This is a genomic window from Arthrobacter sp. GAS37 (assembly GCF_044908325.1).
Lineage (GTDB): Bacteria > Actinomycetota > Actinomycetes > Actinomycetales > Micrococcaceae > Arthrobacter > Arthrobacter ramosus.
The window spans coordinates 59,205-83,833 of sequence record NZ_JBIYDB010000007.1 but is presented as its reverse complement, the minus strand read 5'-3'; the positions used below and the strand labels follow the sequence as shown (position 1 = coordinate 83,833).

Here is a 24,629-nt window from a genome sequence, read left to right as displayed (position 1 = left end):
AGCGGGTGAATCCGACTCCGAGAGGATCGCGGTGGTGGCGTTGTCTCGACTTCATTCGGGCCGATGGTTATAGGGATGCAAAGTGCAGTCAAGAGGGTTTTGATCGATGTGAATGAAGAGCATATCAGTGAAGAGCCGTCGAAATGCACCTGCCGAGGACGAAAGAAACAAGCTGGGGACCTAAGCCATGAGAACAGCCGTTCACCGCGTCGAACGTACAGGCCCGGCGCTCGACAGCAGTTGCTTGCTCTGACCTTCCCACAAAGCGACGCAGCGCTCTCGTCGTTAGATGGCCCGCCATTCCGCAAATTCTCACAGACCCGTGAATAGCCCGAGCAGGGCATAGGTGACCCACAGGAGGTGTCGCTCCAAGAATAGGCGGGTCTGGAAATCAGGCGGCTGGCTCGATGACGACGGTGTGGCCAAGACGTTCGAGCTGGGCGGCCAGACGTCGGGTCTGGGCCTGCTCGTGCCGCGGCTCCACTCCGGTCCGAGATCATAGTAAGGCTCGTCGCGTGTGAGCATGTAGTAGGCGCTGACGAGGATTGAGTGGGCGGCCCCAATCTGGGCACGTTTGGCGCCGCGGCGGGAGGCGATCCGGGCCTGTTGCGCCGAGAGGTAGGTGTTCTTGCTGCGAGCCGCCGACGCGGCCGCCTCCACGAGCGCCGAGGTGATCCACTTGCTTCCGTGCCTTGAACGGTCAGCCTCTCCGGCGATCAACGCCGCAAGCATCGCACGCACCGAGACAGTGGTCACCGACGATGCGATCGACGAGACCGAAGAGACCTTGATGCTGGCATCTTCAAGCATCTTCTCTAACCGGCCCGAGCCCCTGGTCCGATCTCCCATCAGCTGCACCCGGTAACGCGTCAGCAGGCGCAGACGGCGAATCGGTGGAGGCGGAACGAACGAGAGCCGGAGCAGGCCATGCTCCGGCAGTTGTGCGATCCACTCAGTGTCTTTGACAGGTCGGTCTTGCGGCCCGGGACGGCCTTCATGTGCGCGGCGTTAAGCAGCCAGCACTCCATCCTGTCTTCCAGTGCGCAGAAGCGCTTCCAGTAGGTGCTGGTCGACTCCATTGCCGCCAGAGTCACGCTCTGACCGACCAGCCAGTCCCGCATCAGCTCAAGCGACCGCGTCATGGTCCGGAACGTCCGCGTCTCGCCATGACGGCCACCGCCCGGCCCGGGCGTCCGCACACACACGGTCACCGACTTCTTGCCGATGTCCAACCCGGCGACGCGCTCGAACATCACGTCCATCACAATCACCAATCCTTCCAAACAGGCCAATCTCGGCCGCCGCTTGGAGGATCCTCTGATCAGGAAACAGACCCGCGTGCTCTTTCGGCAACAATCCGGCACACCCACGGACCCCGCGTCATACACCTCTGCGGGCTCACCCGCACCAATGTAACGAGACGTAGCCAAGCGGCACAACAATTCTCACCCCTCGGCCCGCGCAAGGAACTTCCCCATTTGTTTACACCTCTGGCATCCAAGGTATGACTCACGCCTATAGACGGAAAAGTGACAGCCCAGCACCGGGGCCTGGGGTCTATTCTCTTATGTCCTGGTACGGGACCCGCGCGGTGATTGGCCTTCCTCGGCCATGGTAACTTAAAGGTGACATCGTAAGATTTACGTATACATCATTGGGGGTAGGAGTGGCCGAGGCTCCGGGATCGGCGCGGTTGGTCCTGGTGGACGGAATCGCGCACCTGGACGAGGAACTGGCCGTGTTCGAGGCGATGCTGATCGGGTGGGAGCGGCAGCAGAAGTCCCGCTTGCTGGCAGATACGACGATTGCTCCGCGGATGGCGTTGCTGCGGCGGTTCACGGAGTTTTCCGGCTCTTATCCGTGGGAGTGGACCGCCGGCGATCTCGAGGATTTCACGGTCTCGCTGATGTCCGGCGGCGCCCGTTTGGCGCCCTCGACGATTCGCGGCTACCACTTCACTTTGCGGCTGTTTTGTGACTATCTGATCGACGGGCGCTACGGGTGGATCCAGGCATGCGCGGACCGGTTCGAGCTGATCCCCTCCCAGGTATGTCATGACTTCAATACCGTCGCGCATCTGCATGATTACGAGGGCCGGCCGGAACGGCGTCCGTTCACCTACGACGAGCTGCAGCACCTGTTCGATTTCCTGGACACCCGGGTGGAGCAGGTGGCACGCTCGGGCCGCAAGGGCGCGTTGGCCGCGTTGCGGGATGCGCAGATGATCAAAACGACCTACGCGTTCGGGTTGCGCCGGAACGAGTTGTGTCAGCTCGATGTTGCCGACCTGCGGCCTAATCCGCACATGCCGCACTGGGGAACCTACGGGTCCATCCACGTCCGCCACGGCAAATCGTCCAAGGGCGGGACCCCGAAGCGACGCACGGTGCTGGCCGTCCCCGAGTTCGACTGGGCGATCGAGGGTCTCAAGCAGTGGGTCGAGCAGGGCCGCCCGATCGTGCGCCCGAGGAACCATGCCGCGCTCTGGGTGAGCGAGCGGCTGAGCCGGGTCTCGGCCAAGCACCTGGACAAACGGTTCAACCGGCTCCGTGCCGAGGCCGGCCTGGACGAGGCGCTGACACTGCATTGCCTGCGGCACTCCTACGTGACGCATCTGATCGAGTTCGGCTACCCGGAACGCTTCGTCCAGGAACAAGTCGGCCATTCCTACGCCTCGACCACCGCGATCTACACCTCGGTCAGCAACGATTTCAAAAACAAGGCCCTCCAGGCCGCATTGAAACGCGTTTACACCCCGACGCCGACAAAGGAGCCGTAGATGGCACGGAAACTGAGCATGCACTGGAACCTGCGCCAGCTCATGGCCGCCAAGGGCCTGTTCCAGACCAGCGACCTGATCCCGCTGCTGGAAGAACGGGACGTCCACCTGAGCAGGCAATACGTCCATCGCCTGGTGACCAAGCCCCCGCAACGGGTCAACATCGAGTTGCTCGCCGCGCTCTGCGACATCCTCGGATGCACCGCCGCCGACCTGCTCGAGTTCCGCATCGAGGAAGTCCGCGAGCTGCGCCACGTCGCCGGCGAGTCCGGCCCGGGCATCGGTGAACTCCGACCGATCCGGGCGACGATCCGCAGGCCCCACGAACCACAGTGACCGGCCCCGCACGGACGCCCGCCCCGTGTTCGCGGTGCGGCATCAACCGGCCCGCGGCCATTACCGTGCAGGGCAAAAACATCTGCCAGGGCTCCCGCACCCGACTGCAACGCAACCCCGGGCCGTGCCCGGGCTGCCGGCAGCACCGCGTGCTCGCGTTCCACGACCGGCAGAACAGGCAGATCTGCGCCGGCTGCGCCGGGGAAAAACCCACCTACTCCTGCCGGCGCTGCGGCCGGGAAGACAACTGCTACGGGCGCAACTGCGGCCCCTGCACACTCACCGAACGTGCCACCGAGCTGCTCACCGACCCGGACACCGCCCAGATCCACCAGCAACTGCAGCCGGTGTTCAACGCGCTCATGACCGCGGACCGCCCGCAGACCACGCTCTACTGGTTCCGCCGCTCCGAAGGACCCCGGATCCTGCACCGGATGGCGACCGGCGAACTGCAGATCAGCCACAAAACATTCCAGCAGCTGCCCTCGAACAAGACCACCAACTACCTGCGAGACTTCCTCACCGCGCTCGGGGTCCTCCCCCACTACGAGGCCAGGATCGAGCGGATGCTGCCCTGGCTCGAGGACCTGCTGGACACCATCCCGAAAGCCGACGCGGACATCGTCCGGCGGTTCGCCCACTGGCGTGTCCTGCGCCACCTGCGGCAAAAGGCCGCGCACGATGCACTCACCAAATCCATGGTCCTGCAAGGCCGTGCGCAGATCAAAGGTGCGGCCCGATTCCTGGCCTGGCTGACCCGCCACGACACCACCCTCGCCGGCATGGGCCAGGCCGATCTGGAACGCTACCTGATCACCCACCCAGGCAGCGAAACATCACAGCATGCCTTCATCGGCTGGGTCCGCACCAGCGGCATCAACACCAGCCTGCGCATCCCCAAACAGCCCCGGCGCTTTTCCTCCGTCACGATGAGCGAGGAAGAACGATGGGGCCACGTCCAGACCCTGCTCCACGACCAAACGATGCGCCATTACACCCGCATCGGCGGACTGTTCATGCTCCTGTTCGCCCAGCCCCTGACCACGATCTGCCGCATGCACGCGGACCAAGTCACCCTCACCGACGACGGGCAGGTCACCGTCACGTTCGAGCGCACGCCGATCCTTATGCCCGAACCCCTCGACCGGATCATCATCGAGCACATGAACCGGCGCGGCCAGGCCTCCTACGCCAGCCGGAACAGCCGCTGGCTCTTTCCCGGCGGGATCCCGGGCAACCACCTGGCCACCGAAAACATCCGCGGACAACTCGTTGACCACGGCATCAAACCCTACAACTCCCGCAAAGCAGCCCTGTTCCAACTCGCCGGCGAAATCCCGACGCCCATCCTGGCAGAACTGCTCGGCATCTCCACGACCACCGCCGTCCGCTGGGCCGCACTCTCCTCCCGGAACTGGAACGCCTACATCGCGCAACGCTGAACTCGACCCATCAGAATGCGACCCCTCCGCCAGTAGACGTGAGGGCTGACTCACGGGGAGTCATGTCGCGGTTGTGCTCTGCGTTGATGAACCGGCATGAGTGGAAAGGTTTGCGCCGAATGTCTTGAAGAATTTGATCCGTCTCGCGCCTCTCAGCGGTTCTGCACGACGCGCTGCGCCAACAGGCAGCGCGACCGCCGACGGCGGCACCGAACGCGGGGAGCGACAGTTCCGCTGGCGGACAACAAGGTTCCGGAGACGAAGTCCGCTTCGAAGCGTACCGCCCATCAACCTACCGCGAGCGAAGAATACGACGTTCCCAATAGGATCTGCCAGCAGCACATCGACACCCTTCAAACTGCCCTCAGATCTCAGTCATCAGAACTCGAACGCGTCGAAGAGGAGAACGCGGAGCAACACGACCGCATCCGACTCCTCCAAAGCGAGGTTGCCCGTCTCAAACGCGCCCAACGAATCAATATCCAAGACCTGGCGCACGTCGCCGCCCGATTGGTTGCAGTCTCGCACGCACAACGCGTCGCACTAGACCGCGGAATATTGGACATCCTTCGCCGTCGCGGATGGAACCCAGCCCGTCAGCAAGCCCCCATCCCCCGGCCATGACCATATCGATCGCCCGGCTCTCCGCACAGTCCGGCCTGAAGTACCTGTTCAAGACAACGATGATGGACGACGTCTCGCCCACTCCTCGGGACGCAACCAACTACTACTTGAAGGCCGGGACACCGCAAGGCCGCTGGCTCGGCTCCGGACTGGACGGCGTCAACCGCGCCAGCGGTGATGCCGTCAACGAAACTGACACGAAAGCTATCTTCGACCACACCGTCCATCCGGACACCGGCGTCCCGCTGGGCCGCCCGCATGGCCAGCCCATCATCGTTCAAAACAACCAGGGACAACCCGGGACACGCCGCGCGGTCGCCGGTTTCGACCTGACCTTCAGCGTTCCCAAGTCGGTGTCCGTGCTCTGGGCACTAAGCCCCAGGTCAGTCCAGGACCAGATCCTGCAGACCCACCACGACGCCGTCACCGCCACGCTTCACTGGCTCGAGGAATCGGTCATCCACACCCGGGCCGGACGCAACGGCGTCGCGCGCATCGGCACTCGCGGGGCGATCGCGGCGGCGTTCGACCACTGGGAGTCACGTTCCGGGGACCCGCAGCTACACACGCATCTGGTCATCGCCAACCGCGTCCAGCGGATCACCGACAGCGCCTGGGTCACTCTCGACTCAAGGACGCTCTACAAGGCCGCGGTTGCCGCCAGTGAGCACTATAACGGTCTGCTCTTCGACTCCCTCCACCGCCACCTCGGGACCGACATCGACATCCGGGAGTCCGCGGCATGCACCCACAACCCCAGCCCGCAGCTCACCGGGGTCCACGACGCATTGATCCGCGAATTCTCCAACCGCTCCCGCCTCATCGATCAGGAAACCGACCGCCTCGTAGCCGCATGGACCGCGGCCCACGGCACTCCTCCAAGGGCGACAACCACCATCAAGCTCCGCCAGCGGGCCACTCTCTCCACGCGAACCGCCAAATCCGAGACTATCGCCCCCTTGCACCAACTCTCCGTGCAGTGGCGGGCACGCGCCGAAGCCAAGGGTTTCGACCCCCGACTCGTGCTGGCCAACACCGTCCAGCGGTCACAGACCACCCCCTTCCAATCCGCCGATTTCACCGCCGACTGGATCGACGCCGTCGCGTCGCTCACCCGGGAGCGGGTCGCCACCAAACGCTCCACCTGGAACCGGTGGAACCTGCTGGCCGAGGCCGAACGAGTCTGCGTCGCGATCCGCTGCCACACACCGGAGGATCGCAACGGCTTGATCGACGCCGTAGCCACCGCCGCCGAAACCCAATCGGTCCCCCTGAACAACTACCGGTACAGCGTCCCCGCGGACGCTCAGCCCGATCTCCGGTACGGCACGCGGAGCGTCTTCGACTTCCCCGGTTCCCGCCTATACGCCGACACCACGACCCTCGCCTGCGAAGAGAATGTCATGGGAGCAAGGAACGACGACGACGGGCCGGCCGTCCGCGCGACCGTTGCCATGGAGGTACTCGCCGGATACCGACACCGCTGCCGGTTCGGGATGCATGAGGACCAAAGCGCCGCCGCCGCGGAGGTGCTGCTGAGCGGGAACCGGCTCGACGCCGTCGTCGGTCCGGCCGGCACCGGCAAGACCACCACCCTCGGCGCAATCAAGGCAGCATGGGAAGCAGAATTCGGACCCGGAAGCGTTGTCGGGCTCGCTCCCGCGGCGGCGAGTGCCGAGGTTCTGGGGCGAGAGCTGTGTGTGGTCACGGAGAACGTAAGCAAGTGGCTCTACGAGTCTGTCGGCGAGGGAGCCGCCCACAGGGCTGAGCGCTTCCTCGCGACCGAGGCGCGCCTGGGCAATTCAGTGGCCCCAAGCACCCGTCTGGCGCAGGAAGCTACCCGGCTGGCCGCCGAGCAAAACAGGTGGCGGTTCCATCCGAACCAACTGGTGGTCGTCGACGAGGCCTCGATGGTGTCCACCCTTCAGCTGTCGGCCCTGGTGCATCAGGCCAGGGACGCCGGGGCCAAGGTCTTGTTGGTCGGCGACCCCGGACAGCTGGATGCCATCGACGCCGGCGGTGTTCTCGGGTGGCTGGACCGGCAAGGCAAAACCAGCCAGCTGAGCACCATCTGGCGGTTCGAGCAACCTTGGGAACGTGACGCGTCGCTGAAACTCCGTGCCGGTGACTTCGCGGCCATCCCGGACTACGAGGGGCACGAGCGGATCCGGCATGGCACCTATCTGGAGATGGTCGACCAGGCCTATCTGAACTGGCAATCCGACATGAATGCCGGAAAGTCGTCCATCCTCATTGCCGCGGACAACGACACGGTGAGCATTCTCAACGAACGCGCCCAAGCAGACCGCATAATCCAAGGCGCCGTGGACGCAGAACAGACAGCACCTCTGAGCGATGGGCTGCGTGCCGGGCGCGGTGACACGGTCATCGCGCGCCGCAACGACCGCACGGTTGCGGACAGCAATGGTGACTTCATCCGCAACGGCACCCTCCTCGACGTCGTACAAGCCGGAAGGCGAGACGGCTCCCTTGTGGCGATCCGCCGCGACAGCGGCACCACCGTAACCCTGCACGGCGACTATGTGGAGTCCTCGGTTGAGCTTGGATATGCGACGACCGCCCACCGCTCCCAAGGGATCACGGTGGACTCCGGCCACACCGTCGTCACCCAAGGACGTCTCACACGCGAGCTTTTGTACGTGAGCATGACACGGGGACGCGGCGGCAATTACGCGTACATCAGCGAGAACGACCCCAGCGACGACGAGCCACACGACCCCTCCTCGCAGGCCTCATGGCGGGAGATCCTCGGTGAAGTGCTCTCTGCCGAAGGTGCCGAACGCACCGCCCACGAAGTCCGCGACATCGAACTATCCAGCGCCGACAGCCTGGAACGGCTCAGTGCCGAATACGACTACCTGGCCCAGATTGCTGCCGCCGAAGACCTGACAGAGTTCCTTAAGGTCCACAGTCCTGGGAACATTGACGAGTTGCGACAATCCCCGTCGTGGGGAGCGACTGTGGCTGCCTGGCGCCGATCCACGGGCATCAGCCGTCCAAGTGCGCAGCGGCAGGTCGCCAAGGCGTTCGAGACAAACACGTCAGCGAACGACCCCACATCGGTCATCCACGCCAGGCTCCGCAGCTTCCTCAACGGAATGCCCGCCGGCGGCCCTGATCCCCTGGTCGAGCCAATCCACACCGAGCGCCGTGATCTGGCAAGCATGATCAGCCAGGTACGGATGCGAATTCAAAACAGGGCAGACAAAGTGACCTTCGAAGCACTCATACATGACCCCGAATGGAAGCGGAACCTCCTCGGGATTCTGCCGAAGGGAATAAGTGCAGATGGCAAGAGCCTCGTGATTGGCAGAGTCGCCACCTACCGAGACAGATGGGGCATCGACAACTCGCCACTTCCGTTCGGATCTGTTCCGGCGGAATACGAGTGGGAACGAAAATCGCAGTACGACAACCTTCAGCGCATCATTGAACGGACCGCGTCCCGCTCCGTCGCGCATCAACGATCTGGTCCGCGGACAGAAGACTCGGTTGCGCAGGACGTCAGCCTTATCAATGTCGGTTGGCAACTCTAAACTGGTCGGGAAGGAAGTCATGGTTTCGAATCCAGTTATCAAACCGAAAGTCGCGACGCCCGCCCTGATTCTCGCCAGCGCGGCGGTTGCGCTTTGCGCGGCGTTCTTAGTTGGCAGCCTGGCTGTCAGCTGGACCCTTGATGCTGCGCATATGCTTGGCTCGGCTGCTGTAGTCAGCTCTGCCATCATCGTTGGCGTGGTCTGGCTGGTACGGTCCAGCCGCCGTCGCTCTTGGCTTCTGGAAGCCAGCACAAAGTGGCGTCACCTCGAGGATGCGAGGCGAACGCACCACACGACAGCAGAAATCACGGTCCTCAGCGTCGACGCCCTCGAGCCCACCGGCTCGTGGATCACGATCAATTGGAACCGCTTCGGCCACGTTCAGAGTGCATGGCTGGAAGCCGTGGCAGAACCCATCTGGGCAGGGTCCGTTCTGTTAATATCACCGGATCCGAGCCAGGTGACGCCCGGGGCCCCGTGGCCGGCCACGTACTTCATACATGCTTCAAATCTTCTTGCCTGGGCTCCAGGCAAGAAGCCTTTGTCGAGGCTGAGCCGCGAAGCTCTCGGCAGGTCGATGAGCGTTTAGTAACCAAGGTTTCTCTACAACCCAACCGAAGTGACCACAAAAGCTCCGCATTCGCACCATTCGACGGCGTTTCACGACTTTTGACGCCATAGCAATTGCCCGGCCGTCGTCGCCGTAACCATACGCGTCATAATAGGCAGATGTGTGGACGCTACGTGGTCTCGAGATCGACCGCTGACCTGATGGCTGCCTTCGACGTCCGTGAGTCATATGTCGATGAGCTGAAGCCTTCCTACAACGTCGCGCCCACCGACCCCGTGCCCTTGGTCCTGGACCGCAGCGCCCAAGAAGGCGAGCCCGCGACCCGGAAGCTTGTCACGGCACGCTGGGGACTGGTCCGCTCCTGGGCTAAGGACCCCAAAGGCGGCGCAAGGCTGATCAACGCCAGAAGGGAGACGGTCACCGAGAAGCCATCGTTCCGGAAGGCCGCGTCGGCAAGGCGCGGATTACTCGTCGGCGACGGCTACTACGAGTGGGAAAAGATCCCCGGGAGCGGGAAGATCCCGACCTATCTGCACGATGCCGACGACCAGATCCTGGCGTTCGCTGCACTGTTCGAGAACTGGCCGGATCCTGCCCTCCCGGACGGGCACCCGGACAAGTGGTTGCGGACGGCCACAATCATCACGACGGCGGCCTCGGACGCCCTCGGCCACATCCATGACCGCACGCCGCTGATCGTGCCACCTGATATGTATACCGACTGGCTCGACCCCGACACCACGTCCGAGGCTGACGTGCGCGCGCTGCTGGACTCCGTGCCCGAACCGCACCTCGTGCCCCGGGTCGTCAGCGACAAGGTCAACTCCGTGCGCAACAACGGACCCGAACTGGTTGAGCCTGTCCCTGTCACAGAAGAATGACCATCGGCGGCACAACGGTCGGTGCCATGCGCAGCCGGCGGCGTTCGAGCAGAACCGAGTTTAATCCTTGCCCTCCGGGCACCGACCTGGCCGCCACCCAGGCTGGGAAAGCTACCCCAATTCAGGCGTGTACTAACCCAAGCTTGCAGAGCCGATCAACAACTATGGAGAAGGTAAATGAGTCGCTCTGAGCTGAAGCAGATACTCGAGACCGAGGGCTTCTACCCGTTCAGCTACGATCTCGGCGGAGGACCGGCCCCGGGATCACATATGAGGTTCACTAGTTGTTGGCGTACATCTACTGCTGGCGATGTCAGATCGACGGTGGCGGCCGTCATTTTATGGCCGGATAGCTGAATGGATTCCCGAACCGACCGGCCGGTGGCGGGGTATATAAGCATCCCTTCGGATGATGCCGACAACGGGTCTGACTCATTTTCCTGTGTCCGAACGTAGGTGTACAGCTGGTACAGATGGCCGCTCTTGAATGTTTCTTTGTCGTGTTTTCCTCGGACGAGGATCGATGTGAATTTCGTGTCAATTACAATGCGGCGGCAGTCCTTCGCATTCTCAAGTATGATGTCGGTTTTCATTTGAGGCATGAGGGCAAGTGCGCCGTCGGTGGCCCTTTCTGCGTCCCACGCCAGCTGGTGCCCGCGGAGCACACGCCAATCTTGGCGGGTCAGCGTGGCCTTGTAGAGCCCACCGACGGCTGCTTCGAACAACCGCCGGAACTCGTGGATGTTGAGGGTCTTGCGTGTAATACCGCGCGGCGCAGCCCTGTCTGTGGGGAGCTCCAGGGTCAAGGCCAGTTTGGCTGCTTGAACCATTCGCCGATCCTGGGTGTCATTTCGCGCGAGTCGGACGTGGAGGGCCCTTGCATCTCGGGCGGAGTAACTGGCCGAGACGCCCATCCGCTCCAATGCTCGGGCTTGGTTGCGGCATTCGGATGCCAACGGCTTCGAGTGCACCAACGGGGCCAAGGCGCTGAGGGCCGCCAAAACCATCCTGTTGCGCGGTGAATCAATGGTGAGTTCATCAAAGCGACATGCGATCTGCCCTCGCCGAAGCAATTGGTGGGATTCTGTTCGCAGGACGTCGATCCGGCCCCGAACGCGGCGCAGGTCCCGGGATGTCATGGAGAAAATGGGCGTGAGGGGCTTCCGGATTCGCTCGCCGACGCTCGGAACAAGGATTTCCGCCAACAAGTCCGGCAGAAGTTCTGGATACTGTTCGGTGCTGTCGATCGACTCCGTGCCGGTTTCATAGAACTTGGACGCGTAAAGCATCAGTAACCACAAGTTGGCTAGGGGAATCTCGGTTTTCCCCGAAACGACCACCATGATGCCCGGCGCTGTCCCATCTGGTGTCAACTGAGCAGTTCCTGGCACACGGACCGGGCCTTGTCCGTATTGTCGAACCAGTATTCATCAAGCGTTGGGCTGATCTCCGTGGCTACTACCGCTTCAAACCAATCCCTGAACGAATCAATCTCTGCCGTCGGTGTGATGAAGCTGTGGCCGAGCATGAACTGGCTGCCAAGGTTCGGATCGTCCGCGATGGTTTGGTTCAAAGTAGCAAAGCGGAGCTGAATATTCTTCAACTCGGCCTTCGGTACGTTGAAATTGGCATGAACCCAGTCAATCCAAATGTCATTGACGGCAGGTTCCAGGGAAATGAATCCAAACCGGCGGCGGAACGCCAGGTCCATGATGGCCAGCGAGCGGTCGGCCAAATTCATGGTGCCGATGATGTACAAATTTGACGGGACGTGGACGGTTTCATCCGATGCGCGCGGATAGGCCAGATGGAGGGCCTCTCGCGGAGACCGCTTCCCGGCTTCAATCAGGGTGAGGAGCTCGCCAAAGATCTGGACAGGATTCCCTCGGTTGATTTCCTCGATAAGGAGTACATGCGGAAGTTCTGGAGCGGCGTTGGCGTGTTCCACCATTTCAAGGAACGGACCGTCGACCAGGGCAAGCTGCCCGTCTGGGCCAGGACGCCATCCGCGGATGAAATCTTCGTAGGAGGCATTGGGGTGGAACTGAACGGCCCGGATCGCTGAGCGCAAATCTTTTGTACCAATCAGAGCCTGTGCGAGCCTGCGGGCCAACCAAGTCTTGCCCGTGCCGGGAGGGCCCTGCAGGATCAGGTTCTTCTTGTTGTGCCAACGATCAAGCATTTCCTGGAGGGTTTCTGGTGGCAGGAAGCAACCCTCCGCCACGATGTCCTCAACGTTGTAGGCAGTCAAGGGAACGGCCGATGTCTGCTCCACATTGTCTTCATCCACAGCACCACTTGGCGACCCAGCCGGGGAGGTTCCCGGCGTGAGGAACGCTGCCCATGACAGCTCGGGGAATGAATGCACGGCGTACTCTGTGTCGTCGAACTTGGTCAACAGCAGGTCAATAGTTGCCAGATACTGGGCGCCGTCAGCGGCCCTAAGGTTTCCGTCCAGCATCAGCTCGGACTTCAGATACCTGCGCGATTGCCCGTCTAAGGGGAGGAAATTCCAGGGCCGGCTCCAGAACAGTCCCATACTGAGCTTTGTCTTGACCTGCGGAAGGATCCGCGCGGCGTCGTACGCGTCCACAAATTTGGCGCGTTCGTGCTCCTCAGGCGTTCCGGACAGATCCAGAGAGGCCTCAAAAACCTTCCACAACTTGTCAATGTCGTCGGGGCCTTGATCGTCTGAAAACTGGAAGAACCAGGAATTCATGTTGTTGACCAGAGGAATGCCGTCAAAACTAACAGGTGCTGGCCTTGAAACTCCCAATGCTTTGCCCCAGTCGGCGGCCAGGGCGGTCCGCTTAAGCGACGTGATCCCTCGATTGAATGTTGCAAGAACCGTGAACGGACAGATATCGGTCAGGGGCTTTGAGGCGCCGTCTGAGGCTTTTTCAATCAGGTAATCCAGCACAGTGTGCTTCTGCTGGAGCTCTCCCAGGATGGCGAGAAGCGCGGAACGGTTGTTCTTGAACGTCAAAAGTTTAGTGGCCAGTTCTTCATAAAACGTGGTCCACGCGAAGTCATACTTCATTGCCAATTCCGAGTCGCCAAATCGCGCCGCCCACGCCGGGTCATTTCTGAATCGGTCCAGGTCTTGGGGCTGGCCTTGGAAGGCGAAACGAATGAGGCCCTCGCTCTTCCAATCTTTTGGCGACACCTTCCACACGGTTGACCTGGCGGTGTAGAAGTACCACTCGCGAGGTTCACCGAACCGTGTCCAGTCAACGTCGACGCAGCGCCCGTCTCCGTGGTTGCGCGTGATGGTTCCAACGGCCTTGATGGCCAATGTTGAGACCGAGTTCTGGTGGTTCTCGAAGGGGAGGTCCCGTTTGCGGACGTAGGCGGACTTGATCGCAATCTTGTCGCCGGGCTGCATTGATTTGACAGTGTCGAGGAGCTGATCTTCAAACCCGTTTTCCCAGATCCCGTCTGCAAGGAACCGCTCGGTTTGATCTTGCGGATCTCTGTCGTTGAAATATGCGCCAACAAACCAATAATTTCCCGGCGCCTTCGGATCCAAATCCACCATGTCTTGTCATTTCCTTGTCAAGTTCGCGCGCCCACCCCTGTGTGGCCAAGATCATTGAATCACGCACGTCCGACACCGGGCTCCAAGCTGCTAACTGGTCATGATGCTGCTGTCGCCCCTGGCTGGGTGAGGCCCGCGAGGTCCCAGGCGTTGCCGGCTTGGAGGGACATGCCCCGTGGGCCGGTGCGGCGGGTGGTCCCTTCGATGAGCAGCAGGTTTGTGGAGAACAGGATGGGCGGGGCGACTTTTTCCTGGGCGTCGCTGAAGAAGGTGGCGTCGACGCAGCCGGTTCCGTCGTCGATGCTGATGAAGACGACGCGTTTTCCGCCTCTCGTGGGTGGTGTTTGGGTGGCGACCCGGATCCCCGCGACGAGGACCTTGGAGCCGTTGCGCAGGTTCAGGAGGTCTTTGGCTTTGGTGACGCCGAGCCGGTCAAGGAGCGGCTGGTAGGAATCGATGAGGTGGTGGGTGACGTCCAGGGCGAGGATGTCCAGTTCTTCGCGGGTGATCTCCATGTCGCTCAGTTCGGGCACGTCGGCCGGGATCGTGGCGGCGTCGATGACTGGGAGTGGGAGGGCGAGCTGGCCGGGGATGACCTGCTGTCGTTTGGCGGTGCGGGTGGCCTGGTTCCGGGCGGCGATCGCCGGGCGCGTCCGTGTGCTCGGCCCCGTGTAAAGGGTGTCCAAAGCTCCGACCAGGGCCAGGCTCTGCACGGTGGAGGCGCGGAGGCGTGCGCGTTCCTTCAGGTCGGCCATGGAGTCGAAGGGGCGTTCGGTGAGGATTCGCTGGATTTCGCGGGTCTGGATGCCTTTCACGTCGGCCAGGGACATGCGGATCCCCAGGCGGCCCTCGGGGGTCTGTTCGGTGACGTATTCGTCGGTGGAGCGGTTGACGTCCAGGGGCAGGATGGGGATGCCGAGGCGGCGGGCTTCGGCGACGAGCAGGCGTTTGGGGTACATGCCGGGGTCATGGGTCCAGAGGCCGGCCATGAACTGCACCGGGTAGTGGGTTTTCAGCCAGGCCGACTGGAACGTGGGCTTGGCGAAGGCTGCGCCGTGGGCGCGGCAGAACCCGAAGGACCCGAACCCTTTGACGACGCCCCAGACTTTCCCGATCACCTCGGGCGTGTAGCCGCGTTCGGTGGCTTTCTCGTGGAAGTACTTCTCGACGCCGGGGAGGCGGTCTTCGTCGCTGAGGAAGCGCCGGAGTACGTCGGCGTAGGCGAGCCCGCAGCCGGTGAAGGTGTCGATGATCCGCATGAGTTGTTCGTGGAAGACCACGATCCCGTAGGTGCTCCTGAGGAAGGGTTCCAGGTCCGGGTGGAGCTGCTCGACGGTTTCCCAGCCGCCGCGCCGGTTCAGGAATGGTTTGACCATGTCCGCCTGCATGGGGCCGGGGCGGAAGAGGCTGATGTCGGTGATCAGGTCATCGAACACGGCCGGCTGGAGTTTGCCGACCAGTTCGCGCTGGCCCGGGGATTCGATCTGGAAACACCCCAGGGTGTGGGTGGAGCGGATCAGTTCGAACGTGGGTTCATCGTCCAGGGGAACGGCTTCGAGGTCGATGGTTTCCCCGGTGGTGCGCCGGATTTCGGCGACGGCGTAGGCCATGGCCGACTGCATCCTGACGCCGAGGATGTCGAGTTTGATCATGCCCATGGGGTCCATGTCGTGTTTGTCGTACTGGGACATGGGCAAGCCCATCCCGGAGGGTTGCACCGGGGTGCGGTCCAGGAGGGAGGTGTCGGAGAGGATGACCCCGCAGGGGTGCATGGAGATATGGCGCGGGAGCCGGTCGAGGCGTTCGGTGATGTCCACGAGCAGGTCCAGCTGCCGGCTGCCTTCGACGCGTTCGGCAAGGTCCCGGAGTTCGGGTTTCTCGGCCATGGCTTCGCGGAAGTGGGAGGCGGAGAAGCGCCAGAGGTTCTTGGCGATCCCGTCGATGTCGTCGGGGTCCATGCCCAGGACCATGCCGGCGTCCCGGGCTGCGCCGCGGGCCCGGTATCCGGACTGCATCGACATCAGGGTGACCCGTTCCGGGCCGAAGCGGGCGAAGATCTCGTGGTAGATGTCGTGGCGGCGGGCGGATTCGACGTCGATGTCCACGTCGGGCAGGGTCCGGCGGCGGGTGCTGAGGAACCGTTCAAAGAGCAGGTCGTGGCGGATCGGATCCACGAACGAGATGCCCAGGGCGTAGTTGACGAGGGACCCGGCACCGGAGCCGCGGGCCGCGGAGCGGATGCCCATGTTCCGGATGAGCCGGGCGACCTCGGCGACGGTCAGGAAGTAGGACGCGAACCCCAGATCGGCGATGGTGTCCATCTCCAGCCGCAACCGGGCCTCCACGACCTCCAAAGCAGCGTGATCAGCGCCCGTGTAGAGGGTGTTGGCCCCGGCCCGGGCCCGTTCCCACAGCACGGTGAGGGGGTCGCCGGTGATGCCGATGATGGAGGCTTCGGGCATGACCGGCACGCCCCAGCCGGCATCACTGACGGGGTCGATCCGGCACCGGTCCGCCAATGCCTCGGTCTCGGAGAGCAGGGCTTTCGCGGCCGCGGCGCCGGCTTGGCCGACCGCGGCGATCTCCGCGGCGAGGGCCTGCATTATCGGTCCGGGTTTGAGCCAGGCCTGGGCCGTGGGCTGGACCCCGGTCTCGTCCAGGCGTCTCAGCGCCCGGGCGGCATCCAGGATGTCCGCGGTGATCGCCCCGTCGGGCAGTACGTAGCGGACCGCGTTGCTCAGGACCGCCTTCACCTGGGCCCTGCCGGCGAGGCGGAGCATCCGTGTGGCGTGGGTGTGGCTGAACGGCAGCCCGGGCGCGGAGAGGTGGGAGACGACCTCGACCCGGAGTGCCTCCACGGGCAGGACGGCGAGCCACTCTCCGATCAGTGCCATTCCGTCGCCGCGGGTCCCGACCTTGAGCCCGACGTCGGAGAGCGGCCCGAGCAGCACGGTCCCCACCGTGCCGGTATCCGTGAGAAGACGCGCGGCGATCTCTGCCCGGGCCACCGCGACGGTCTTGCGGGCGTGGGCGGCGGAAACCAGCCGGCACAGGGCCGCGTAGCCGGCGCCGCCGTTGTGGCCGTGGGCCAGGACAACGACGCGTCCGCCCACGGTCCCGTCAGCGTCGAGGACGGCGAGCTCGACGCCGAGGATCGGATCGATCCCTGCCGCCACGCAGGCACCGACGTGTTTGGGGATCCCGTAGAGCCCGTCCCGGTCGGTCACGGCCAGGGCGTCCGCTCCCCCGGCCTTCGCCGCCGCCGCCAGGGTGTCCGGCCAGTCCACCCCGTAATGGGCGGAAAACGCCGATGCAACATGCAAGTGAGTGAACATCGAGACTTCTAGCCGAGGATGCGGGCCAGCACCCAATCAGCGTCGTCCCGGACAAGCTCGAACACCCGCTCCGCCGAACGGCCACGGCCAGAGGCCGTGATCCGCCAGGTCTCCGTCTCGAGCACCTGCGGGCCGATGCCCTTCTGGACGCGGGCCTGTTCCAGCCACCACGGGCGCCGGGTATAGAACCGCAGAGGGGTCTCGGTGCTCCGGTACTGCCGGTCCCGCCACTCAAACCCCAGGGGGCGGCCATCCGGGGTCGTCCGCACTAACACACGCTCATCAACATCAAGCACTAGAACACACCTTCTAAGAGAAGAACTATTAATAGAATATGCGTTCGACACTATGCGTCGCCACCGACAGTTTGAGGAAGGACCGGGAACCTCTGGCCTGACGCCTCAGTTCGAGTATCTGCTTTCAGCGATTGTGTTAGTCGGCGCCCCGCAGAGTAGTGCTGTTGATTGGGCTCGGCGTATCGGGCTCAGGGGCGTGCGCGCGGTTCCACATCGTGGGTGTTGGGGGTCGTGATCGTGCGATAGTTTGCCGTAAGAACGGCGATGCATCATCCGCAGCGGGGGGAAAGCAAATGACCTACATCTGTGGACACGACTCAGCTCGGGCTCCAGTCGATGTCCCGGCGGACGTGCCCGCATGAAGGCCGGCGCACTTCGGGAGTCGATGATCGAAGCGGCCGCTGACCGCTGGCTCAGCGCCTCCGACTTAGTCGCCGTCGCACGGAGCACTGGTGTTCTTTCGGATCATCGGCGGGCTAGGGAACTCACCCTCGAAGCGATCAAAGAGCTCGTTTCCGAAGGATCATTGGTTCCGGGGGCATTCGGAACCAGCCGGTATATGCCCTGGTCGCTGACAGGCACAGATGCGGCGCGCAAAGTCGAGAGCGAGTGGAACACGAGCGCCATGTCCCGCACATGGTTCAGGGCAAAGGCGAACCTGACCTCGTCCGAGCTCGGCAGTCTTCCACAGAGGACCCCTCGCCACTCCGCACGCGAAACCATCGAAGCTCCGTCGTCGGTCACCGGCAGCGAAGCGACGGAACCATGGGTCCGGCTCACCAAGAGCACCCGGTTGCAGGCCACCATACCGCCAGACTCCGCACCCCCGACGTGGAAAGGCAGCTGGCTTCGCAGGAGGCTTTGCCTCAAACGAGCCGCCGCTGTCGTCGCCATCGCATCGGTCTCAGGCTGGCTCGGATGGGCCGTCATCGCGGGGATCAAACACACACTCGCCAGCCACACCAAAACCGACGGGACGGTCACGGCACAAACCGATACCTCGGCACGCCGCGATTCCTCGTGTCAGCTGGACGTGGACTACACCATCAACGGCCACCAACTGCACAGCGTCGCCAAAGTCAACGCGAAGTGCAATACTCTGCCCGGGCCTGGGTTCCGGACAACGATCGACGTCGACACAGCCGATCCGCATGACATCTGGATCGACGGCGCCAACGACGCGAACCATCCCGATCCCATGACCATGGGCATATTTCTGCTGATCCTCCCGACCGCAATCGCCCTCGTGCTCAGGAACGAGCTAGGAGACCATGGCGGAATCCGCAAATTACTCGCCTCCGGAGCCCAGTGGCGCCAGGTCGAGGTCACGGTCACACGGAAGACCGCCGGCCGGAACGGCGTCACGATCCGCCTCGAAGCGAAGGACCCCGCAGGAAACCGGCGCTCGTTCTATATTTTCTACCGGTTCGTAAGCCCGATCGGCCCCGCAAGTAAGGGCGACAAAGTCAGCCTAACCCTCATCGCGGACGGCAAACGGCTGGCCCTCATCCAGAGGCCCGATAACGGCCGAATATGCGTGGCACGCATCAGCAGATCGAGTTGGCCACGCGGATAAATGCATCGCGTAGCAATTGACGGCCCCAACCGTCAGCCCCGACCCGCCGCTTCGTTGCCCTGCCGTCGGCGGACCGTGCAATTCTGCGACAAGGATCGAGACAAAAGAATCCGATGCGCCAACATGGGCACATCGGATCTTGTCCACAACAGATGCCGCACTGCAGCTAGTAACTCATCTCACTCCCCTGCGCTGCCCCGAAAGGGGGCACCACCACCGGGCTCTTAGTCGCAATGTTGTACACCGGAGAGGCTGCCTCCGCGTCAGCCGAGACCTCAGGGCCAACCTGAATGCCAACCTCCGGCCCTGAAACCGCTGTGTGTGCCGAGCGCTGGTATGCGGCGGTACCGAAGCGCAGGTCCGGGCCGATCGTGTCGGCCACGATGCGGCGCGCCTCTCGCTTTTCGCCGTCTTTCTCATACGAACGGAATTCGAGCTCTCCTGCCACAGTCACCGGATCGCCCTTTTTCAGCGAGTTCGCCGCGTTCTCGGCGAGCGCGCGGAAGGCCGAGACGTTGTGGAAGACGGGTTCGCCGTCCTGCCAGGTCCCGTCGGCTCCCTGGATTCGCTGGTTCACAGCGACCCGCAGTTTGGCGTGGGCCACTCCGGACTCGCCGTAGGTGAGCTCGGGATTGGCAACGAGGTTGCCGGCGATGCTGATCGGGATTTTTGTGCTCATTGTTATTTCCTTTCCGGTCCCAGCGGGACTCTCCCACCGGACAGATAGTTTGAGTCAGACTCCGGGGCCCGCGATTGTGGGCCCGTCCACAGACGCCGCGGGCAGCCCAACACCCACGTAGGACGCCGGTTGCACGAGCCGAGGCCCAGCGTCGACGGCGGGAACCTTGCCCCCGAAGCCAGGTGGATGAGTGACTTCGAGGATCCCCTTCGATGCTGCGGTGACTCGTCCGAGGACGGACTTCGCAATATCAACGCGGGAGGCGGGAAGTTTGCGGTCCGTACCGTCCGCCAAAACACCACTTTCCGTCTCGATGACGGCGTCTGCCCATCCGGCAAGGTAGGAGGCCGATTGTGGTCCGCGGTCGATCCCGTGGGCCCGTAGCACCGTGTACGCAAGTGATTCGGCCTCGACTTCAGCGAGCCCCCGGTGGTCTGCGCTGCTCCCGTAAAGCCGCCCGACGGCGTCGTCCGGGCTGTGCAGCAGGACGTGTCCGAGCTCGTGCGCAAGCACGGCGGTGCGTTCCTCGGGACTCAGCCACTCCCCCACCTGGACGCGGTGCTCGGCGAAATCCGTGTATCCGCTGGTCAGCCCGTACTGGGCGCCGTCTACATGGACCTCGAAGCCATGCTTGTGTGCGACCTCCGCCAGCGAGTCAAAGAGCTCCGAGGCGACGACCCCGGGCCCGGCCATGTTCCGCGGAACCAGCAGCGGAGTCCCTTGAGTCTGCGAGACATCGAAGACGGCTTGCCCGCGCCAACCGGTGATGACAGTCTTCTTCCCGTCATCGACGGCACCCGCGGGGGGCTTCTCCCCTGCGCGGATTCGCTGCCGGGTGCTTTCGGGCAGCGTGAAATCCTGCATACGTGCCGTGCGCGGCGCGATCACCCAGAGCGCGTGTTCGCCTTTCAGAACTGAGCGGCCGTGGCGTTCCCATTCCCGGAACCCGGCCACCAGCGTCGGTTCCTCGGTGCCGCGCTGTGCCATCTGCATCGAGAGCAGAGCGACGTTGCCGCCAGAGTATCGCCAGAGTGTGGCTGAAGCGTCCAACAGCACCTGCCAGTGGGACGGCGATTCGACGGCCTTCTCCAGGATCGTGTGGAGACCCTCTGTGAGCGCCGCGATACGCTCTTCCGGCGTCAGCCCCGACGTAGCGGGCCCGGCCGCACCGGCCTCCGGCCGTTTTGAACGGGGAGTGCCCTCACTTTTGGAAGCCACGACGGCCACCTCCATGCCCCTTGAAATCCGTAACGCGGATATCTGTTCATGTCCCCATGCCGGACTCACGGCATGACTTCAGAGTTCAGCCCCGGGCTGATGGTGGGCGGCCTGCCATTCCAGGAACTCGGGATCATCAACGGCGAGTAGCCTCGGGGCGGGTTCTTTGTGCGTTTGCAGGCCAACGCAGCCGGCTGTCCGGGTGTGGCTCCGGAGGCGTTCGACGGCGTGCGGCAGCCTCTCGTGGAATGCCAGAGGGCCGAAGCCGGCGTCGTCGGTGGCGAAGGAGCCCTGCTCTGCCCGCTGCAGGGCGTAGAGCTCGGCGACGATTTCGGAGTGGCGCCACCAGCAGTCCGGGACTACCGACGTCGTCAGCTGATAGGTGGCGACCAGCCATCTCACCCAGGCCCCGAGTTCAGCCCACGCCCTTTCGGCCTGCTGCGAGCTCATGTCCCGCCACCGGTGGGTCGTTCCTGGGGATCCGCCCGTGGCGCGGAAAGCTGAGCGGAACAGCTCGGCTGTCAGCTCGTCGTCGTCCGCTCCGGCTGAGGGGATATCGAAGTGTTCGATTTCGTCACAGTTCCCCATCGCTGGTCCCTTCGGTTGTCTGTTGGCGCTGTTTGTGGCCTTCGGTGAGGGCGCGTTCGGTCTCTGCCTTGGAGCGTCCAAGCTCGGCTGCGTCCTTGCGTTTGTGCCATTCGCGCAGATCCAAAAGGATTGGTCTGGTCCGCCGGCCAAGCATGAGGGCCGTGCCGGCCGGCAGGCGGCGGATCTCATCGAGTGCGATGACGGGGCTCTCGCGGATCTGTTCGCCGTCCTGACGGCCTTGGGATGACCACGAGCGTGTGGTTAGAGTGAGGCTCCGCTCGCCCAGCAGTCCCGCGAGCGAGCGGAGGTCACGTTCATCGGAGCCGCCGCCGAAGATCACCTTGATGATGGCCGAGTCCCAGATCGTGGCGGCTTCGTCGATGGACCACCCCGTCCGCGCCTGGGAGAGCGACTGCAACACCACGAGCGTTGAGATACCGATTCCGCCGCCGTCCGAAAGCGCAATGGGCAGGCCGGGCCAGGGAGCAAGATTGGCGATTTCGTCGAGGATCAAGGACAAGGGCGGATCGAGTCGACCGCCGGGCGAGACGAAGGCCATTTCCCGGGCGGCATAGTCGATGTCGTCTATCAGCGCGGACAGATACGGTCCTGCCGCGGCCGCTCCCGCCCGTGTGCCGATCAGGTACAGCGTTCCGCGATCACGGATGAATTGTTTCGGGTCAAATTCCTCCGACTCGTCCTGAGGATCCAGCGCAGCCAACACTTTGGGCGAAGACAGCGGCGCGACGGCCGCCGAGACCCCAATCCAGGAGTTGGACGTGTTCCTCGGGTCGTCTTCGAGGATTCCCATCAGGTCGGCCTGCCATCCCAGTGCAGCGCCGGGCCGGCTGAGAACCTCCAGCGCTTCGCGGGCCAGCACCGGGCTTGAGGACCAACGACGGAAGGCCCGGACACCCTCACCGGACAAAGCCGCCGCGTGGAGCAGGCACTGCAGGACGATCAGCGAGCGCTTCTGCCAGGCCGCATTCTCGCCTTTCATCTCCGTGTCCGCCGTGATGACGAGCGCCCGGCGTGTGGCGATATCCGGGTCCTGACAGCCGCGTACCGGGGACCAGCGCAGTGTGGATGGCAGCCCGGACATTCCCTGCGGATCGAACACGGTCACAGGTCTGTCCCCCGTGGCGCGGGCTTTCATCGTGACCACGAGATTGTCCGCCCGCGTGGACGTCGTCACCACGGCGCCGGGCGCGTCCAGGATGGCGTTAATCACCACGTAGAGTCCCTTGCCCGAACGCGGCGCACCCTGGATCACCATCGATTCTTCAGTTGAGACGTGAATCGTGACACCGCGTGAGCGGCCGAGCGTCCAGGCCACGTCCTGAACAGCCGGATTGCTCACCGCCGGGCGAGTGAACTTCCCGCGCCGCCGAACGGCCCTGGCTCCGAAGTCATGCACAATCTCGGAGCGGCGCGCAATGCCATCCCGGTTCAAGATCTCCTGCCGCAGCCAAGCCCCCGATTGCTTCCATCTTCGCCAAGCCCAGATCCCACTCACCGCGAGCGCGGCGACCGCGACCAGTACCGGGGCGACCAACCACCAGACATCGGTGGCACCGACGTCGCAGTCGGGAGTTCGGCGGACGATCCAATCGATCCGGCCAGTGAAGAGTCCGACGGCGGCCGCCGGGTTTGGGGGCGACGGCGGCGTGGTGCCACACCGCCAAGTGACGACGAGGCGGGCTGCTCCCTGAACCAGGAAGGAAAGGCTCACGAAGCCAGAGAGTGTGACAAGTCCGGCGGTGACTAGGGGGCTGGCGTTTCCTGCGCGAGGGTGCGTGAACATCAGATCATCCGGTCGTCGGTGCCAAAGACTTCCAGCTCATCGGTGGTGACCCTGTTTGCAACGATGAACGAGCGATTTCCGACTTTCCAGAGCCCTACGCCCTTCGGAAGGTTCTCCACGTGCTCGCATTCGGCTTCGGTCAGGCCGAGAGCTTCCTTGGTCAGGCGCATGGCGTCGTGCTTCTGGCGGTAAATGATCCGAGTGTCGGCTTCCGTGAGGAGCCCAAGGGCTTTCTGCCGATGCCCGCTGGTGCTGTCACCGATCTCGTTGAGATCGGCCACCTTATGCATGATGAGCAGATTCGCGATCCCGTAGGTGCGAGCCAATCGCCACTGCTCGCTCATTTTGGCCAGCATGTAGGGATCGGCAAGCATCCGCCAACCCTCGTCGTAGACCACCAGCCGCTTGCCGCCGTCGGGATTGGTGACCGCCGCCTCCAGCCAGGTCGCCCCGCACGCTGCGGCGAGTGACAGGGCCTGCTCAGAAGCGCCGATCAGGGCGGAGGTATCCAGCACCATCATGGGCGCATCTGCATCGAACGCGACCGTGGAAGGGGCGTCGAACATTCCTTCCAGATCGCCGGAAACAGTGCGCCGCAGCGAATGGCTGACGGCGGTGCCGCCGTCCCTGCCGACGAGCCCGATCGTTTCCTTCGAAGGGTTGAGCAGATGATCCAGGACCATGGGCAGCGTCGGGTTCGAGTTCTGCGCCACGGTCTCCATCAGCGCCATATCCAGCGCCGTATGCTCGACGGGCCGGAGTGGCATCCCTTGACGCATGAGGGACACCAACGCCACCAGCAGGTAGCGGCGGCGTTGGCGCACCACGGCTTGCCACTGTGCCTCACTCAGTGCGCCAGAACGCGGACCCGCATCGAGGGGGTTCACACGAGCTGAGCGGCCGGGACCCACAGAAATGACTTTGCCACCAACTGCTTTGGCCACGGCGACCCATTCGCCCTTGGGATCAGACGCGACTGCCGCTTTCCGACCCAGCGTGATCGACCGGGCAACCAACGATTTTCCGCACATGGACTTACCAGTGCCGACGGTGCCGATGACAACGATAGACGGGCCACTGATGACACCCTTGTCATAGAGAATCCACGGATCGTAGGAAAAAGCTCCAGACCCGAAGACGTCCGTGCCGATGTACGTTCCCTCATGGCCCAAGCCCGATTCCGTGATGAACGGATAGGCCGCCGCAAACGTCAGCGTGGAAGCGCGGTGCGGTGCCGGACGCAGCCGATGCGGGCCACGCAGAGAGTTTGGTTCCCTACTCCCCCAATCACCGCCGCGCTCCGTACCTTCCAGCCGATCATCGATCGTTTCTCCGAAGCTCTGCAGGGCCGATAACCACGGCCCTGCGTTGCCCGCACCTTCGTCCCGGCGTCGTTCGTTCCTTT

General features: G+C 63.5%; 18 protein-coding genes. 7 read left to right on the top strand and 11 right to left on the bottom strand.

The features are described from left to right. Positions 1-312: 312 nt before the first annotated feature. Positions 313-924 carry a hypothetical protein gene (locus ABH924_RS08495; protein ID WP_404498118.1) on the bottom strand — a complete coding sequence of 204 codons (612 nt, stop codon included), beginning with the start codon at positions 922-924 and terminating at the stop codon, positions 313-315. Beyond that, positions 870-1,262 carry a transposase gene (locus ABH924_RS08490; RefSeq protein ID WP_404498117.1) on the bottom strand — a complete coding sequence of 131 codons (393 nt, stop codon included), beginning with the start codon at positions 1,260-1,262 and terminating at the stop codon, positions 870-872. The genes ABH924_RS08495 and ABH924_RS08490 overlap by 55 nt, the downstream gene beginning before the upstream one ends. 404 nt (positions 1,263-1,666) lie before the next feature. Between ABH924_RS08490 and ABH924_RS08485 the strand changes: the two genes are divergently transcribed. The 6 genes from ABH924_RS08485 to ABH924_RS08460 all read left to right on the top strand — a co-directional run bounded on the left by ABH924_RS08485 (position 1,667) and on the right by ABH924_RS08460 (position 10,190). After that, entirely contained in the window at positions 1,667-2,779 is a 1,113-nt protein-coding gene (locus ABH924_RS08485) for a tyrosine-type recombinase/integrase (RefSeq protein ID WP_404498033.1), read from the top strand. Continuing rightward, positions 2,780-3,115: a helix-turn-helix domain-containing protein gene (locus tag ABH924_RS08480; protein WP_404498032.1), complete on the top strand. Its 336-nt coding sequence runs from the start codon at positions 2,780-2,782 to the stop codon at positions 3,113-3,115. After that, the gene (locus ABH924_RS08475; protein WP_404498031.1) at positions 3,112-4,557 is read left to right on the top strand and encodes a hypothetical protein; all 1,446 of its coding nucleotides are present in this window, start codon (positions 3,112-3,114) and stop codon (positions 4,555-4,557) included. Before ABH924_RS08480 ends, ABH924_RS08475 begins: the two co-directional genes overlap by 4 nt. Before the next feature lie 620 nt (positions 4,558-5,177). Continuing rightward, complete coding sequence (gene mobF / locus ABH924_RS08470) at positions 5,178-8,738, top strand: MobF family relaxase (RefSeq protein WP_404498030.1); 3,561 nt, start codon at positions 5,178-5,180, stop codon at positions 8,736-8,738. A 19-nt stretch (positions 8,739-8,757) separates the two neighbouring features. Beyond that, positions 8,758-9,327, top strand: coding sequence for a hypothetical protein (locus tag ABH924_RS08465; protein WP_404498029.1), 570 nt, complete (start codon positions 8,758-8,760; stop codon positions 9,325-9,327). Positions 9,328-9,467: 140 nt separating this feature from the next. Continuing rightward, complete coding sequence (locus ABH924_RS08460; RefSeq protein WP_404498028.1) at positions 9,468-10,190, top strand: SOS response-associated peptidase; 723 nt, start codon at positions 9,468-9,470, stop codon at positions 10,188-10,190. 233 nt (positions 10,191-10,423) lie between these two features. On the opposite strand, the gene ABH924_RS08455 is transcribed toward ABH924_RS08460, so the two are convergent. The 4 genes from ABH924_RS08455 to ABH924_RS08440 form a co-directional block, all read right to left on the bottom strand. Beyond that, the gene (locus tag ABH924_RS08455) at positions 10,424-11,479 is read right to left on the bottom strand and encodes a 5-methylcytosine-specific restriction endonuclease system specificity protein McrC (RefSeq protein WP_404498116.1); all 1,056 of its coding nucleotides are present in this window, start codon (positions 11,477-11,479) and stop codon (positions 10,424-10,426) included. Positions 11,480-11,559: 80 nt separating this feature from the next. After that, positions 11,560-13,365, bottom strand: a complete 1,806-nt coding sequence (locus tag ABH924_RS08450; protein ID WP_404498027.1) for an McrB family protein — start codon at positions 13,363-13,365, stop codon at positions 11,560-11,562. A gap of 461 nt (positions 13,366-13,826) precedes the next feature. Beyond that, the gene (locus tag ABH924_RS08445; RefSeq protein ID WP_404498026.1) at positions 13,827-17,063 is read right to left on the bottom strand and encodes a DNA polymerase III subunit alpha; all 3,237 of its coding nucleotides are present in this window, start codon (positions 17,061-17,063) and stop codon (positions 13,827-13,829) included. 8 nt (positions 17,064-17,071) lie between these two features. Next, positions 17,072-17,359 carry a DUF6504 family protein gene (locus ABH924_RS08440; protein ID WP_404498025.1) on the bottom strand — a complete coding sequence of 96 codons (288 nt, stop codon included), beginning with the start codon at positions 17,357-17,359 and terminating at the stop codon, positions 17,072-17,074. A gap of 358 nt (positions 17,360-17,717) precedes the next feature. Between ABH924_RS08440 and ABH924_RS08435 the strand changes: the two genes are divergently transcribed. Beyond that, positions 17,718-18,935, top strand: coding sequence for a hypothetical protein (locus tag ABH924_RS08435; protein WP_404498024.1), 1,218 nt, complete (start codon positions 17,718-17,720; stop codon positions 18,933-18,935). 166 nt (positions 18,936-19,101) lie between these two features. Here the strand turns inward: ABH924_RS08435 and ABH924_RS08430 are convergent, their stop codons facing one another. From ABH924_RS08430 to ABH924_RS08410, 5 genes are all read right to left on the bottom strand, one after another. Beyond that, the gene (locus ABH924_RS08430; RefSeq protein ID WP_404498023.1) at positions 19,102-19,614 is read right to left on the bottom strand and encodes a single-stranded DNA-binding protein; all 513 of its coding nucleotides are present in this window, start codon (positions 19,612-19,614) and stop codon (positions 19,102-19,104) included. 54 nt (positions 19,615-19,668) lie between these two features. Next, positions 19,669-20,832: an ArdC-like ssDNA-binding domain-containing protein gene (locus tag ABH924_RS08425; RefSeq protein ID WP_404498022.1), complete on the bottom strand. Its 1,164-nt coding sequence runs from the start codon at positions 20,830-20,832 to the stop codon at positions 19,669-19,671. A 78-nt stretch (positions 20,833-20,910) separates the two neighbouring features. Beyond that, positions 20,911-21,420 carry a hypothetical protein gene (locus ABH924_RS08420; protein ID WP_404498021.1) on the bottom strand — a complete coding sequence of 170 codons (510 nt, stop codon included), beginning with the start codon at positions 21,418-21,420 and terminating at the stop codon, positions 20,911-20,913. Beyond that, entirely contained in the window at positions 21,407-23,224 is a 1,818-nt protein-coding gene (locus ABH924_RS08415; RefSeq protein ID WP_404498020.1) for a type IV secretory system conjugative DNA transfer family protein, read from the bottom strand. Before ABH924_RS08415 ends, ABH924_RS08420 begins: the two co-directional genes overlap by 14 nt. Then, complete coding sequence (locus ABH924_RS08410) at positions 23,224-24,396, bottom strand: ATP-binding protein (RefSeq protein WP_404498019.1); 1,173 nt, start codon at positions 24,394-24,396, stop codon at positions 23,224-23,226. The genes ABH924_RS08415 and ABH924_RS08410 overlap by 1 nt, the downstream gene beginning before the upstream one ends. Positions 24,397-24,629 lie beyond the last annotated feature (233 nt).

Coding starts and splice junctions, on each gene's coding strand:
- ABH924_RS08490 (WP_404498117.1), bottom strand. CDS start 1,262: ATGGACGTGATGTTCGAGCGCGTCGCCGGGTTGGACATCGGCAAGAAG.
- ABH924_RS08480 (WP_404498032.1), top strand. CDS start 2,780: ATGGCACGGAAACTGAGCATGCACTGGAACCTGCGCCAGCTCATGGCC.
- mobF (WP_404498030.1), top strand. CDS start 5,178: ATGACCATATCGATCGCCCGGCTCTCCGCACAGTCCGGCCTGAAGTAC.
- ABH924_RS08465 (WP_404498029.1), top strand. CDS start 8,758: ATGGTTTCGAATCCAGTTATCAAACCGAAAGTCGCGACGCCCGCCCTG.
- ABH924_RS08460 (WP_404498028.1), top strand. CDS start 9,468: ATGTGTGGACGCTACGTGGTCTCGAGATCGACCGCTGACCTGATGGCT.
- ABH924_RS08455 (WP_404498116.1), bottom strand. CDS start 11,479: ATGCTTTACGCGTCCAAGTTCTATGAAACCGGCACGGAGTCGATCGAC.
- ABH924_RS08445 (WP_404498026.1), bottom strand. CDS start 17,063: ATGTTCACTCACTTGCATGTTGCATCGGCGTTTTCCGCCCATTACGGG.
- ABH924_RS08435 (WP_404498024.1), top strand. CDS start 17,718: ATGAAGGCCGGCGCACTTCGGGAGTCGATGATCGAAGCGGCCGCTGAC.
- ABH924_RS08430 (WP_404498023.1), bottom strand. CDS start 19,614: ATGAGCACAAAAATCCCGATCAGCATCGCCGGCAACCTCGTTGCCAAT.
- ABH924_RS08420 (WP_404498021.1), bottom strand. CDS start 21,420: ATGGGGAACTGTGACGAAATCGAACACTTCGATATCCCCTCAGCCGGA.
- ABH924_RS08415 (WP_404498020.1), bottom strand. CDS start 23,224: ATGTTCACGCACCCTCGCGCAGGAAACGCCAGCCCCCTAGTCACCGCC.